Origin of the sequence: uncultured Gimesia sp., from assembly GCF_937910335.1 — a bacterium.
In the GTDB taxonomy this organism is placed as follows: Bacteria; Planctomycetota; Planctomycetia; order Planctomycetales; family Planctomycetaceae; genus Gimesia.
This window is the reverse complement of the sequence record NZ_CALEMX010000234.1, coordinates 1-13,132: the sequence shown is the minus strand read 5'-3', so window position 1 is coordinate 13,132 and position 13,132 is coordinate 1. Positions and strand designations below refer to the sequence as shown.

The window sequence follows — 13,132 nt, the reverse complement described above, 5'->3', positions numbered from 1 at the left end:
ATATAGCGAGTTTAGGTGCAAACGGAATGCGGTGTTTCGGCCGAAGCGACCATTGGAATTGTGGCTCGCATCGTCCCGTACAAAACCCTCTTCGTAAAGACTTGTACTCGGGCTGATTCTGGGAGCCGTGAAACGAAAGGAGCTTACAAAAGTTCGAGCCTCTACGGTGATTTATGAGGTAACTCACGGCTTCCGAACATATGATTGGGAGGTCCACAGCAGTCGCGACACCATTATATAAGGTGAACTGCGTAAACTCTACGGCCCTGCAGTCGGCGATGGTTCCGCAGAGAACTGAAAGAGGTCGTCAATCGAATGCGATCTGTGTCTCAGCGGGGTACAAATAAAGTGATATCTCCTTATTTCACATTATGTAACCAACGAAACTGATCTTACCACGATGATCAAACTTTTTCTTCCTTTGCTGACACTGATTGCGACTACTTCCGGCAGCCTGTTGGCCAGATACGTCCTCTACTTGAAAAAAGAGAACCGGATTCTGAGGGACCGTACCCCAGGAGAGATTCACACAAAACCTCACGAACGTGCGCAGCTCTTGAAATATGGCAAGCCGCTCGGAAGAGTGATCAACGAACTGATCACGATCGTTACTCCCGGGACCTTTCATCGCTGGTTACGGGAAGAGAAACGAGGCCGGAAGAGAGAACCTGTCGGTCGACCAGGAAAGAGTGCCGTACTGCGTGAACTGATTCTCAAGATCGCCCGTGAAACGGGGTTCGGCTACACTCGAATCCTGGGTGCACTTCGGAAACTCGGCATCTCCCAGATCTGCCGTCCGACTGTGAAAAATATCGTCAAGGAAGAAGGGATCGAGCCGAGTCCGAAACGTAGTACCGGCACCTGGGACCAGTTTCTCAAAACTCATTCGGAAACACTCTGGGCCTGTGATTTCTTTACGAAACGAGCCGTGACACGGCGGGGTCTCGTCGATTTGTATGTGTTAGTTTTCATGCATCTTGAAACGCGTGAAGTCTTCGCCACACCCTCAACGCGGAATCCCGATTCCGCCTGGGTCACGGAACAGACCAAAGCGTTCGTAAACTGCGTTGCCGACCGGGATGAGAAGCCGACCTTCCTGATCCATGATCGAGACACAAAGTTCTCTACCGAGTTCAAGCAGTTTCTAAAGAACAACGGCATCAAGCCGAAGATGCTGCCGATCCGGTCTCCGAATCTCAATGCACGGGTCGAAAGGTTTGTCCAGACAATAAAATACGAAGCCTTGAACCATTTCATCGCTTTCGGCAAAACGCATCTCGATTATCTTGTTTCGGAGTTTGTTGATTATTACAACAAACATCGAGCGCACAGCTCACGAGAATATCTGCCGCCCTGTTGTGTCGAGCCGTCCCCGGAATTCGAGACAATCAAGCTTGATGAGATCCACTGCGTGGAACATCTCGGAGGGCTGATCAAGTCGTACGAGCGGATTGCTGCGTAGATTAAATCGAAACACAAGCCATATCTCACGCTCAGCGTACGCGCGTTCGCTCCTAAAAAGTCACAACCTACAGCCTTTCACTGCATACATGCTCCGACTCGCGTCAGTTCTTTCACCTGTTTTTGTTATCAAAGATCAATTGCCCGTTGAACTTAACGTGCGACAGTCTTTTTGTACCCAACGATGCACGACACAGATAAATAAGGTGAACTGACTAAACTCTGCGGTCCTGTAGTCGGTGAAAGTCTCACAGAGCACTGAAAGAGGTAGTCAATCGAATGTGGACCGTATTCAGCGGGGTACAAATAAAGTGACATATCCTTATTTTACTACCAAGACTTGTATAAGTCGACACTTGAATTCGGCGAGAGCAGAGAAAACATGAAAGATCAATTCTCCTGAACTGCAACTATGAATTTCAAAATAGCTTCTTACCAGCTATTGATCATTAATACTTATCCACGCAAGCACCATTTACAATCCTCAATTATGATCATGTGGTCGGAGGCGATGACCATCGATTTCGTAATCTCGGGGCGGAATCCCCATCGAATGCAGCACATAAGTGGACCAGCTCGGCCAGGGAGACCAAAACGAGCGATTTGATGCCGAGAGATTCAGGGGAATCCATAGCAACAGAGAAAGCAAAGCCGTTATCAGAACCACGGAAATACGCCAGCGATCCGATTGCATTTCAAGAGAACCAGACCAGTCCCGGTTGGTCAATCGGCTGACACGTTGCTGAATCAGACTGGGACTGTTTCGGAACACAAATCCCGCTGCTAAGGAATTCCAGCCTTGTTTCTGTTGCTCGGCAAAGTGCAGCAGGCTTTTTAAATAGACCAGAGCTTCGCTGCTGCTGTGCACCGACTGATTGTCACAATAGAACTCTCTGCTGTAGACCGCCTGTCGTGAACTCCACCAGACCAGTGGGTGAAACCAGAAAACCGCCTCTACCAGTCGTTGCAAAAACAAATGCAAAGGATGACCGGCCCTGAGGTGTTCTGTCTCATGGCGAATGATCATCGCCAGTTCGTCAGTGGGTAACGAAAGAATCGATCGCGGCAGCACAATCAGAGGCTGATGGATCTGCCAGCAGAACGGCGTATGTGTTTCGTCGCTGCTTAATAACAGGATCGATTTGCCGCCTGTATGCAGGCACTGCTGATCGGTCAGTGATTTTAGTTCGATGGGAATGGAACGGCGGAGAATCCGTACCGTCTGAGTGGTTCCCAATACCAGCAAGACCAATGAAACCGAAACTCCACCCAGCCAGATCACCATCAGAATCTGGCCGAGCCCCGACTCTACGTTCTGAACAGCTTCGAAATAACCGCCGTATTCAATCAGAGTGGGGGAAAACAATCGCGGATGAGGCACTCCGAATGCCAACAGAAACTGCACCAGTAACAGCATGTGACAAATGGCCCACATCCGATGTGCTGAAGGCGATTTTTTATTCCGAAAGGTCAAGACCCCGATCACGCCAATCAAAACCGCTGATTGCAGTGAAAGCGATGCGATTGTTTCCAGAAAGCCGGCCGGCGTCATTCCTTCGACTCCAGTTTATTAATCGCGCTCTTGAGAGTGGTGATATCATCTTCTGACATATTCTCATTTTCCAGCAGATTGACCATCAACGTCGGTAGAGAATCTCCCAGCAGAACCTGTTTCAACTGCCCCAGCATCGATTGTGAAACTTCTTCACGCGTCACAGCCGGTTGATAGATATAGGCGCGACCACGTTTGATACGCTTCAACACTTTTTTCTTTTTCGCCAACAGACTGAGCGTCGTCATCACAGTCGTGTAAGCCAATTCACGCGGCAATGCGTCACACACATCCTGTACGCTTGCTTCTTCGAGTTCCCAGATCACTCCCATCAATTCCAGTTCGTAGTGAGTGAGTCGATAATCTTTCACATTGGTCCTATCTATCGAAAATCGCAAATATTTCTGTGTGCTGATTTTAGCGATTCCCACTTTCCCTGCAAACCTGATTCCCAGCACATTTCCACGACGAGCGCGAAACACGCGACTTCGCCTGCTGACGCATTTTTTCAGAAAATGGCATTTACTACTATATTCATAGTTGTTATGGTTCGCCCCACAAGACAAGGGATTTCGGAAGTCAGGAATCGTAAAACCAGACTGCAATTTAGACAAGGATTCGTCAGATGTCACCCCAAGTATCCTATTACCAACGCATAAATTCCCTGCTGATTGCAGGTTTCGCTGTTCTCAGTATGAGCCTTTCTACCAGCGTTCAGGCACAAGATGCCACAGGTCAGGTCAATACGAAAACAAGTCGCGTCTATACCTTCGTCGGCAAAACCGGCTTCGGACACGAACACGCCGTGATCGGAGAAATCAAAACTGGAACATTGAATCTTGGTGCCAGAAGCAATGCCGGCAAGATTGTATTCGACATGACCACCTGGAAAGCAGACACGGCAGCAGCCCGCAAATACATTGGTCTGAAAGGGATGACTTCTGCCTCAACGCAAAAAGACGTCAACGCGAACATGCTGGGCAGTAGTGTGCTGGATGTCCGCAAGTATCCGATCGCCACATTCGAAATTGCGTCGGCCGTCCCCGTCAAACAAAATGCCCCCACGGGAAAATCATACTATCAACTGGACGGCAAGTTCACCCTGCATGGCGTCACGCAAAAATTGCGTCTGATTGCCGAAGTCACAGATAAAAACCAACAGAACCATGTGCGAACCAGCTTCTCGATCAAGCAGACGCATTTTGGCATTACACCCTATAGTAAAGCCTTTGGTGCCGTCGGCATTACCGATGAACTGAAAATCTATGGTGAGCTCGACGTAGCCAAATAACAATCTGTTTTTTCATTTTACAGTCAACTCTTTCACATCCTGAACCTGGCCTCATCCTATGATTAGTTGCCCCACCGTCCAAAAAGATGTTATTCGCAGCCACTACAATTTAACCACGCTGTTTTACCGATTGCTCTGGGGCCGGCACATTCATCACGGTTTGTGGGATGAACACAGCAATGCCGCGTTGGAACTATCAGACTATGAGAAAACGTCAGCCATCGCACAACAGAAATTGACTGAGACGCTGGCTGAATTTATCGACGTTCAGCCCGATGAAAGTCTGCTCGACGTCGGTTGTGGCATGGGCGGCTCCTCGATTCATCTGGCCAAAACCTTCGGCTGTCAGGTAACCGGCATCACACTCAGCCCGGTTCAAAAGCGCTGGGCCTCGCTGGAATCACGCTGGCGCGGGCAACGTCACAATACCCAGTTTCTCTGCCAGGATGCGGAAACCGCCGAGTTTACGCCCGAATCATTCGATGTCATCTGGAGTATCGAATGCACCGAGCATCTGTTTGACAAACAGGCCTTTTTCCACAAAGCCGCTTCCTGGTTACGCCCCGGCGGTCGCATGGTTATTTGTGCGTGGCTGGCCGGCGATCAACTGGAAAGTGAAGACGCGATTCAGCAGGTCTACGATGTCTGTGAAGGTTTCTTCTGCCCGTCACTGGGAAGTGCGGAAGATTATCAGTCCTGGATGGAAAACGCGAGTCTGGAATTCCAGGAATATCATAACTGGACCAATCGGGTCTCTCAGACCTGGGAAATCTGTCAACAACGCGTGCAGAAAACCGGCGTTCGCTGGCTGGCACGATTGATTGATCGGGACACGGTGATGTTCCTGGATCGATTTGAAACCATTCTGAAAGCGTATGAAACTGGTGCAATGCAGTATGGATGCTTCATTGCCCGAAAACCGTTATAAATCATTTGCGACAACGATTACGAGGATGCAGGGATGCAACGCTTCGTTGGAATCACATTCGGTCTCGCCACGCAGTTACTGTTCCTGTTCACGGTCTGGCATCTGTTCTGGTTTCTCAAAGAAGACTACCGCCATCACGCCGCCGGGTTTCTCTGGATCGATGCCGTATTGGCACTCCAGTTTGCTGTCGGACACAGCCTGCTCCTTTATCCCAAAATCCGCAGCCTGATCACGCGCTGGCTCCCCTCGCCCTTTTACGGCTCGCTGTTTTGCCTGCAAACCTGCTCGGGAATCTTGCTCACCGCGTTCTGCTGGCGCAGCAGTCCGCTGGAACTCTGGCACTTCGAGGGCACAGGCAACGGGCTGATGACCGCCGGATTTTACGGCTCCTGGCTGGCATTACTCTATAGCCTTAACCTCACAGGCCTAGGCTACCAGACCGGCCTGACTCAATGGTGGTACTGGTTACGCAAGAAATCGCTCCCACGACGCGAATTTCATCCACGTAGTCTTTACTGCTGCATGCGACATCCGGTCTATTTGAGCTTCATGGGCTTACTCTGGTTTACCCCCGTGATGACACTCGACCGCGCCATTCTGACCGGCATCTGGACAACTTACATTTTCCTGGGCAGCTACCTGAAAGACGAGCGACTCCTGTTTTATATTGGAAAACCGTATCAAGACTATCAAGAGAAAGTTCCCGGCTATCCATTTCTGTTTTTCGGCCCCCTGGGAAAACGAAAAACAAAACCGGTTCCCGTCAAAACGCCCGAGCGTGTCAAAACTTCGGAAAAAATCAGCGCCTGAAGAACTTCCATGCACTTCCTGATCATAATTCGATCTTTTCCATTCTCAACTTCAGTCATCTTAAAGTTCTTGCTGCATGTCGATTAACCGAAGACGGTTCTGGTTACTGGTAAGTTACCTGCTCCTGCTGCTCCCCCTGATCGGCTACGGTGCCTCGCAGGCGATGCAGACCAAAGTTAACTCGCCCATCGACTGGGTCAACTCGGACTTCCCCGCGCGCAATGACTACGATCAATTCTGTCAGGTGTTTGGAAACAGCGATACCGTTATCATCAGTTGGCCCGAATGCACGATTGACAACCCCGACCTGGACCGCTTCGTCAAAGCGCTGTGCACCGCCGACGAATTTCAGGATGAACAGCAACAGTGGTACTTTGAACGCGTCATTTCGGGACGCGAGCTCTATCGCTCGCTCAATGCGCCACAGATGGGGCTGGCCAACGAAGAAGTTCATAGCAGACTACGCGGCACCTTCATCGGCGAAGATGGCAAAACCACCTGCATCATCGTCAGCTTTACCCCGGAAGGTTTGCAGAAACGCAAAGCACTGGTCGCCTCCATTCGCGACGCGCTACAGCAGCACTGTCAGCTGGAAACTGATCAAATTCATCTGGCAGGGCCGATCATTGATGGCCTGGAAATTGATCTCGCCAGCAAAGATTCACTCGACCGGTTTGTACTGCCATCCACGCTGATTGTGCTTATCATCTGCTGGATCTGCCTGCGTTCGTTTCGGGCGGCTCTGCTGGTTTTCGGACTTTCGTTACTCGCCCAGGGAATCACTTTAGCCCTCATTCACTATAGCGGAGAAAGCATTACCGCCCTATTGATTGTCATGCCCCCCTTGATTCAGGTGCTGGCGGTGGCGGGGGGTGTTCACCTGGTCAACTATTATTTTGATGCTGTCAAAGATCCCAATATCGAACAACCGGCGGCCTACGCGTTTCAAATCGGCTGGTTGCCCTGCCTGCTCTCAGCCGGGACAACCGCCATCGGACTCGCTTCACTCTTAGTCAGCGGTTTAACCCCGATCCGACTGTTCGGCGGCTACGCCGCTTGTGGCGTTCTGATTACCACCGGCTTACTGTTGACGCTCATCCCGGGTATGTTTTCTGTCTGGCCTCTCAAAAGCAAACCCCCGAAATCAACAGAGTCAGAGAGTTCCCAACCAGAGCGACAAGACGTCTGGTTTTATTTAACAGCCACACTCAATAAACAGCATCTGCCCATCGCCTGTGTTTCTCTGATCGCGATGGCGGCCGCCGGTTACGGGATCTCCAGAATCAACACATCGGTCCGCATCGAAACCCTGTTTCCCGAACAGAGCACAATCCTGGCGGACTACCACTGGCTGGAAGACCATGTCGGCTCACTGGTTCCCATCGAAGTTGTTTTGACCTGCACGCCGGAAGCACAACTTTCGTTTCGGGAACAATTACTATTGGTCTGGAATATCGAACAGGAACTCAAAAAAACGGAAAACCTGAATCGAACCATTTCCACGATGACGTTCGCTCCCCGGTTCCCCCGCCCGGCCAATCTCTCAAGAGAACTGTTTCAATACCAGGCCAACGAAGCCCTGCTGGGAATGAAATCACAGTTCATTGACTCAGGTTATCTGAAGGAACAGGAGGGACAGCGTCAGTTTCGCATCACCACTTATGTCAGTTCATTGAACAACGCCGACTACAATGCGTATCTGGATTTGATCGGCGACAAAGTGGAGACGACAATACAAAGCTCATTTGAAACCGTTCCGAATGGCATTTCAACACAACGAACCGGCATCATGCCTTTAGTACATGAAATCCAGCGTCAGTTGATGGTTGATCTCTTCAAAAGCTTTCTGTTTGCCTTTGTGATCATCGCCGTCGTCATGACCATCGTTCAAGGCGGCATCGTCGCCGGCCTGGTCTCGATGGTCTCGAATGTCTTTCCCCCTCTGATGATCTTCGGCTTATTGGGCTGGCTCTCCGTCTCTGTCGACATCGGCTCGGTAATGACGGCCAGTGTGGCACTCGGAATTGCCGTCGATGATACGCTGCATTACCTGACGTTCTTTCGGCGTCGACTCGATGCAGGTTATAGTGCCGTCGATTCCGTGCTGTATGCCTATCGACATTGTGGCAAAGCGATGATACAGACCTCGCTGATCTGCGGTCTCGGTTTACTGGTCTTTGCCTTCAGCAATTTTGTTCCGACATCACGCTTTGCCTGGATGATGTTCGGCCTGCTGTTCATGGCACTGTTGGGAGACCTGATTGTCTTACCGGCGCTCCTGTTAGGCCCCCTCGGACGATTCTTCACCGTAGCAACCGAACAGGATGCAGCGGAACCGTCAGCATCACCGTGTTCGAGCTCCAACTAACGAACCAGAGCTGCTTCAATCGTCAGTCCGGGACCAAAACCCAGCATCATGCACGGCAATGCCGCGTTCTCTGCCTGCAGTTTTTTCAGGATAAACAACACCGTCGGCGATGACATATTCCCGAATTGTGCCAGAATTTCACGCGACGGCGTCAACAGACCTTCATCAAATCCCGCCGCTTCCGCTACCGCATTCAGAATGCGGGGACCGCCCGGGTGAATGGCCCAGCAGCCGATCTCTTCAATCGTCAAATCCTGTTGCGACAGCCAGTGCTCCAGCCAGTTTCGCAGCGTCGCATTGATCAAATCCGGAATCTGGGGAGAGAGCGTCATTTCAAATCCATGATTGCCGATCCGCCAGCTCATCATCTCTTCCGAATCAGGCACCACCGTGGAACCCGAACAGGCCAGCTTCCAACGATCCCCCGCAGGGTCAGTTGCCTGTTTTCCCACCACCGCAGCCGCCCCGTCTGCAAACAGCGCGTTGGCCACAATTTTGTCCGGGCACCAGCCATACTGTTGATGCAGGCTGCACAGCTCCACGGCACACACCACAACGCGTGCTTCAGGGTTACTGTCTGTAAACGATTTCGCCACCCGCAAGCCGTTCAACGCACCGTGACAGCCCATAAAACCAATATGCGTGCGTGACACATCCGGCGAGAAACCGAGTTCCTTCATCAGCAGAATGTCAAAACCGGGGGCACTGAATCCACTGCACGACACCGTCACTAAGTGCGTGATTTCATCGGCATTCACATTCCCGTCCTGTAAGGCCTGGCTGACCGCGGAAATCGCCAGCGCGGACGCATGCGTTTCATAAGCTTCCATCCGGTGCGACGTCGTGGGACCATAGTCCCCATCTGATGTCGCAGGCGGATAAAATGTCTGTCGCGCCATTTCGCCGTTGGTACTGCTCTCCAGCACGACACTGTGCCGCGTTTTCACGCCCGCCCGACGATACAAAATCGGGAGCAAACGCCGCTGTTGATCTGTCGACACAGCACTGCAACTCAAGGCTTCCGCATGCACGGCTGCATCCGCCTGTTCAATCGAATGTTGAGGCGTCGTCGTACCAATTCCCAGTAGTTCAAAACTCATATAGGCTCTCGCTGAAAGTGCGCTGTTCTTTAATGATTTAAACGGGCGACAATCGGCCGCGCCACTGCCGGACACAAATGAAACAAACGCAGACCGATTCCCACCGCAACAGGCAGACGCAACAATTGCGCCAGCCAGCGGCACCAATATAATCTTCCGTCTGTAATCTCATGATGTTTTTTCAACCAGGTCTGCTCAAGGCTCTGATCCCACTGCGAAAGGCCTTGAGGAACGAGCGCCGCGACGGCAACGGCATCCGCAATCGCATTCGCCATCCCTTCCCCTGTGAAGGGTTCCAGATAACCGGCCGCATCCCCCAACACAAACACACGCTTCCCCACGGGCCGAATGGTTTTGCGGGTAAAGGGAATCGTCCCTTTGAAACTCCCCTCCGTGATTTCAGAGAAGGTCGGAAAACCGGATGCCTTCAAAATCGCCAACACCGCCGTCGCAGGACTGCCGCTCTGCTTGATAAAGTCCCCGTCGATTGCCGCCGCCAGGTTCACTCTGCCATCCTCAACCCGCACCAGTCCCACATAACCGGATTGATGGATGGCCATATGAATCACACCCGTCGGGTAGTCTGATAAATTGTCAATCGCCAAGGAAGCGCCGACGCCCATCCGAGAGTTCTCTGATACGGTACTCTCAAACGCCTCACAATGCTGCAGACTGGGGTGCCCCAGCCCATCCGCTGCCAGAACGATTTTCGCAGTCACAGTCCCCGAGGGTTGCCCCTGTTGCGCCAGCTTTATCTGCCGCGTCTGATCCTGCTCTGTGCAGTTCTGTAACGTGGCTGTGGTTTCCGGCAAAAAGAATACCCCCGCGTCTACCGCCGCTTCCACAAGCCGTTCATCGAATACAGCCCGTGAGAGCGCCACTCCCCCCGGCAACGGAATCGTCGCCGCCCGTCCACTAAATCGCATCTCAAACGAATTCAAGGGAACCGCATTTGTCTCTTCCAGAAGATCGCCCAGCCCGATCTCCTGTAACGCGGAGATCGCCCGTTGATTCAGACAGCAGCCGCACACTTTGTATCTGGGAAACGCCTTCCGCTCAATCAGTAAAACACGCCGCTTCTGGAGTGCCAACTGTCGGGCTGCGACTGTGCCGGCCGGCCCCGCACCGATCACCACCACATCCCAGTCTCTGCTGCAGGCCTCCGTCATACTGATCGCGTGAGAGAGAGTCATGTTCGACTCCATTCCAGCAGCCAGCGTTGTGGCCAGTGCCGCGTCATTTGAAAGCCGCTCAGTCCCCCTTGCGCAGCCAAGTCAGCGGCTTCATCCATCGTAAACGCGCCCGCAACAGACAGCGGACCGTCGGTGTGCACAATCGGAGAGCGGGTTAACAGACGACAACCCGCCCAGGCCAGCCAGTACCCGACCCGAGACCGTCTTAAATCATTGACCAGCACCAGATGCCGGGTCGCCTTGGACATAATACTGAATAGCTGCACGGCTTGTGTTTCATCCAGATGATGCAGAAACAGAGAGCACATCACGACATCATATTGCCGGTCCACCGGTTCCTGCAGAATATCGCGTTCGTAAAACTGCACCTGATCCAACTGCATTTGCGCCGCCAGATCCGACGCATGCTTCACGGCGTAAGGGCTGATATCACAACCATCCACTTCCACCGCAATCCCGGCACGCTGCGCCCGCTGTGCAAGATTCAACGCGACATCGCCGCCACCGCTGGCAATATCCAGAATTCGCAAGGGACGCTGCTCAACCCTCTGCGCCAGCTTCTGAATCGAGGGCCATAAAATCGCGCTGCTGCGACTCCACCAGTTCACGCGCCGCAGTCCGTTTAAAGCAGAGCCATGCTCATGCTCTGACAAGCCTGGCTGATCCATCAGCTCTGGTTCTCGTTTGCGAACCTGAAAATTCATATTCTGTTCAATTCGCGTCGCTGTGTGATTCACATTCCTTTGCGTTTTGAGCCGCCCCCAAAACTACTATTAATATAGTATTACCAGACACGAATCATCGTGAACGCGCCCCTTTTTGTCAATACAAGAACGAATGGCAATCCCAAATCGGGAGCCCCTCAACGCATCAGAATGCCTTGATAACAGAAGAAAAAACGGAGCCAGACCATGCAGATTCAGTGGCGTGTCGCAAATCGCCGATAGGTGGGCGCATCAATCGAATCGGAGATCGACTTCACATGCCCGTCGCCCCACAGAAAATTCGCACAACCGGGATGCCGGCTGTCAAATTCGCATTCGTCCGCATCGCGTCGATTGGGACCCACATCGGCAAATCCAACCATCCGCCCTTTGGAATCTTCCCCCTCCATCACAATCCCCAGCCAGGTCGAAGGCAGTTTCCGCGCAGTCCGTTCTCCCACCATGATGATATTGCTTAACCCATTCTGGCATTCGATAAAACGGATAAATCGATTGGCGACAAAGACACCATCGCCGGGTAGACTGGAAACCGCATCCGGGTCACTCGTACCATACACGCCCACGTAATTGGCACTGGGCAGATCAATCAGTACAGAATGAGATTGTAGTCCCGAGGATTCATGGCCTTCGTGTTCTTCGAACAGAGTAAATAAATCCTCGGCCACATCGGACGGACAGCGATAGAATGCTGGTGTGATCGTTCGCGAAATGGCATTACTCGTTGCATCCACCGATGACTGGAGATCGACCAGGGAAGCCAGATTCGATTGTTCAATGAACGGCAGCAGGCTCGCCCCCCAGCCAAATGCGGTTTTCTTAGAAGCATCGAACCTCCAGCCAGCTGGCAAACGGCGATAAACATCATGGTAGTTATGCAAGGCCGTTCCAATCTGATGCAGATGATTTACGCACTGAATCTTACGGGCAGATTCACGTGCAGAATTCACAGCGGGCATAATCAACCCGACTAGGAGCCCCAAAATCGCCAACACAACCAGCAGTTCCAGAATCGTGAAACCTCGTTTGCTATCGGATGATGGTTGTCGAAAATGAATAATGCGAGTTTTCATAAACCGGAGTTAAATATACATGGAACGATGAAACGTATAAGACACAAGACGGAACCTTAGCAGAATGAATCCAATTTTGTAACCCCGTCTTGCCTTAATCGCGCAGGATGAATATCCTTCTGACGATATGAAACTTGTAGATATCTACATAATTAATCACTGTATGCTTACCGAACACTATTCACCGACTTTCAAACTTATTTCGGTTGCATCAATTTCCGCAGATTGAAAGTCGATGTGAACTTGCTTCGGTGAACCGACCGAAAGATGATTCCAAGAAAACGTATGGGGCGTGTTGAAAAAGTCTGTTTGAAATAAACGGTTCAACAGCTGATTGATCTTGCTTTGCGGAGCGGTTTGGCGGTATGAGCAAGTTCGCTTTATTGTACAATCTCCCTGTTTTCCATCATGGGGACGCTTATGCAAGGATTGCATCTTTTTGAGCCCAGAACCAGAACGGTCATTGATCTGGAGTCATTCATCCCACAAAACCACTTGCTCCGGCAGATCGACCGCATCGTCGAACCGGCATTCATCCGCAAACTAACCACCTCTTGTTATGCAGAAGGACTAGGACGCCGTGGGGTCAAAAAACTCAGACGACACTGAATCGCTATAGATATAGCGAGTTTAG

12 protein-coding genes are annotated in these 13,132 nt (G+C 51.6%); 6 read left to right on the top strand and 6 right to left on the bottom strand.

Annotated elements, in window-relative coordinates; all coding sequences use genetic code 11:
- The first annotated feature begins 400 nt into the window (after positions 1 to 400).
- Positions 401 to 1,462: an integrase core domain-containing protein gene (locus Q0668_RS09280; RefSeq protein ID WP_298863288.1), complete on the top strand. Its 1,062-nt coding sequence runs from the start codon at positions 401 to 403 to the stop codon at positions 1,460 to 1,462.
- Between the two features lie 483 nt (positions 1,463 to 1,945).
- On the opposite strand, the gene Q0668_RS09275 is transcribed toward Q0668_RS09280, so the two are convergent.
- A complete protein-coding gene (locus Q0668_RS09275) occupies positions 1,946 to 3,013 on the bottom strand; it encodes a M56 family metallopeptidase (RefSeq protein ID WP_298863287.1) in 1,068 nt (355 codons plus the stop codon).
- Positions 3,010 to 3,645 carry a BlaI/MecI/CopY family transcriptional regulator gene (locus Q0668_RS09270; protein ID WP_298863285.1) on the bottom strand — a complete coding sequence of 212 codons (636 nt, stop codon included), beginning with the start codon at positions 3,643 to 3,645 and terminating at the stop codon, positions 3,010 to 3,012. The genes Q0668_RS09275 and Q0668_RS09270 overlap by 4 nt, the downstream gene beginning before the upstream one ends.
- On the opposite strand from Q0668_RS09270, the gene Q0668_RS09265 reads away from it, so the two are divergent.
- The 4 genes from Q0668_RS09265 (at position 3,639) to Q0668_RS09250 (ending at position 8,410) form a co-directional block, all read left to right on the top strand.
- Entirely contained in the window at positions 3,639 to 4,304 is a 666-nt protein-coding gene (locus tag Q0668_RS09265) for a YceI family protein (protein ID WP_298863282.1), read from the top strand. The two genes, Q0668_RS09270 and Q0668_RS09265, sit on opposite strands and share 7 nt — an antisense overlap.
- A 58-nt stretch (positions 4,305 to 4,362) precedes the next feature.
- Positions 4,363 to 5,232 carry a class I SAM-dependent methyltransferase gene (locus Q0668_RS09260; protein ID WP_298863280.1) on the top strand — a complete coding sequence of 290 codons (870 nt, stop codon included), beginning with the start codon at positions 4,363 to 4,365 and terminating at the stop codon, positions 5,230 to 5,232.
- A gap of 33 nt (positions 5,233 to 5,265) precedes the next feature.
- Complete coding sequence (locus tag Q0668_RS09255) at positions 5,266 to 6,042, top strand: hypothetical protein (RefSeq protein WP_298863277.1); 777 nt, start codon at positions 5,266 to 5,268, stop codon at positions 6,040 to 6,042.
- 76 nt (positions 6,043 to 6,118) lie between these two features.
- The gene (locus tag Q0668_RS09250) at positions 6,119 to 8,410 is read left to right on the top strand and encodes an MMPL family transporter (RefSeq protein WP_298863275.1); all 2,292 of its coding nucleotides are present in this window, start codon (positions 6,119 to 6,121) and stop codon (positions 8,408 to 8,410) included.
- Here the strand turns inward: Q0668_RS09250 and Q0668_RS09245 are convergent.
- The 4 genes from Q0668_RS09245 to Q0668_RS09230 form a co-directional block, all read right to left on the bottom strand.
- Entirely contained in the window at positions 8,407 to 9,585 is a 1,179-nt protein-coding gene (locus Q0668_RS09245) for a type III polyketide synthase (RefSeq protein ID WP_298863290.1), read from the bottom strand. The genes Q0668_RS09250 and Q0668_RS09245 overlap by 4 nt on opposite strands.
- A complete protein-coding gene (locus Q0668_RS09240; RefSeq protein WP_298863273.1) occupies positions 9,540 to 10,703 on the bottom strand; it encodes an FAD-dependent monooxygenase in 1,164 nt (387 codons plus the stop codon). Before Q0668_RS09240 ends, Q0668_RS09245 begins: the two co-directional genes overlap by 46 nt.
- Positions 10,700 to 11,407 (bottom strand): methyltransferase domain-containing protein, encoded by a 708-nt coding sequence (locus tag Q0668_RS09235; protein WP_298863270.1) that lies wholly within the window; start codon positions 11,405 to 11,407, stop codon positions 10,700 to 10,702. Before Q0668_RS09235 ends, Q0668_RS09240 begins: the two co-directional genes overlap by 4 nt.
- Before the next feature lie 215 nt (positions 11,408 to 11,622).
- The gene (locus Q0668_RS09230) at positions 11,623 to 12,498 is read right to left on the bottom strand and encodes a DUF1559 domain-containing protein (RefSeq protein ID WP_298863266.1); all 876 of its coding nucleotides are present in this window, start codon (positions 12,496 to 12,498) and stop codon (positions 11,623 to 11,625) included.
- A gap of 420 nt (positions 12,499 to 12,918) precedes the next feature.
- Here Q0668_RS09230 and Q0668_RS09225 point away from each other — a divergent pair, with 420 nt between their 5' ends.
- Positions 12,919 to 13,107: a hypothetical protein gene (locus Q0668_RS09225; protein WP_298863263.1), complete on the top strand. Its 189-nt coding sequence runs from the start codon at positions 12,919 to 12,921 to the stop codon at positions 13,105 to 13,107.
- Positions 13,108 to 13,132: the final 25 nt, after the last annotated feature.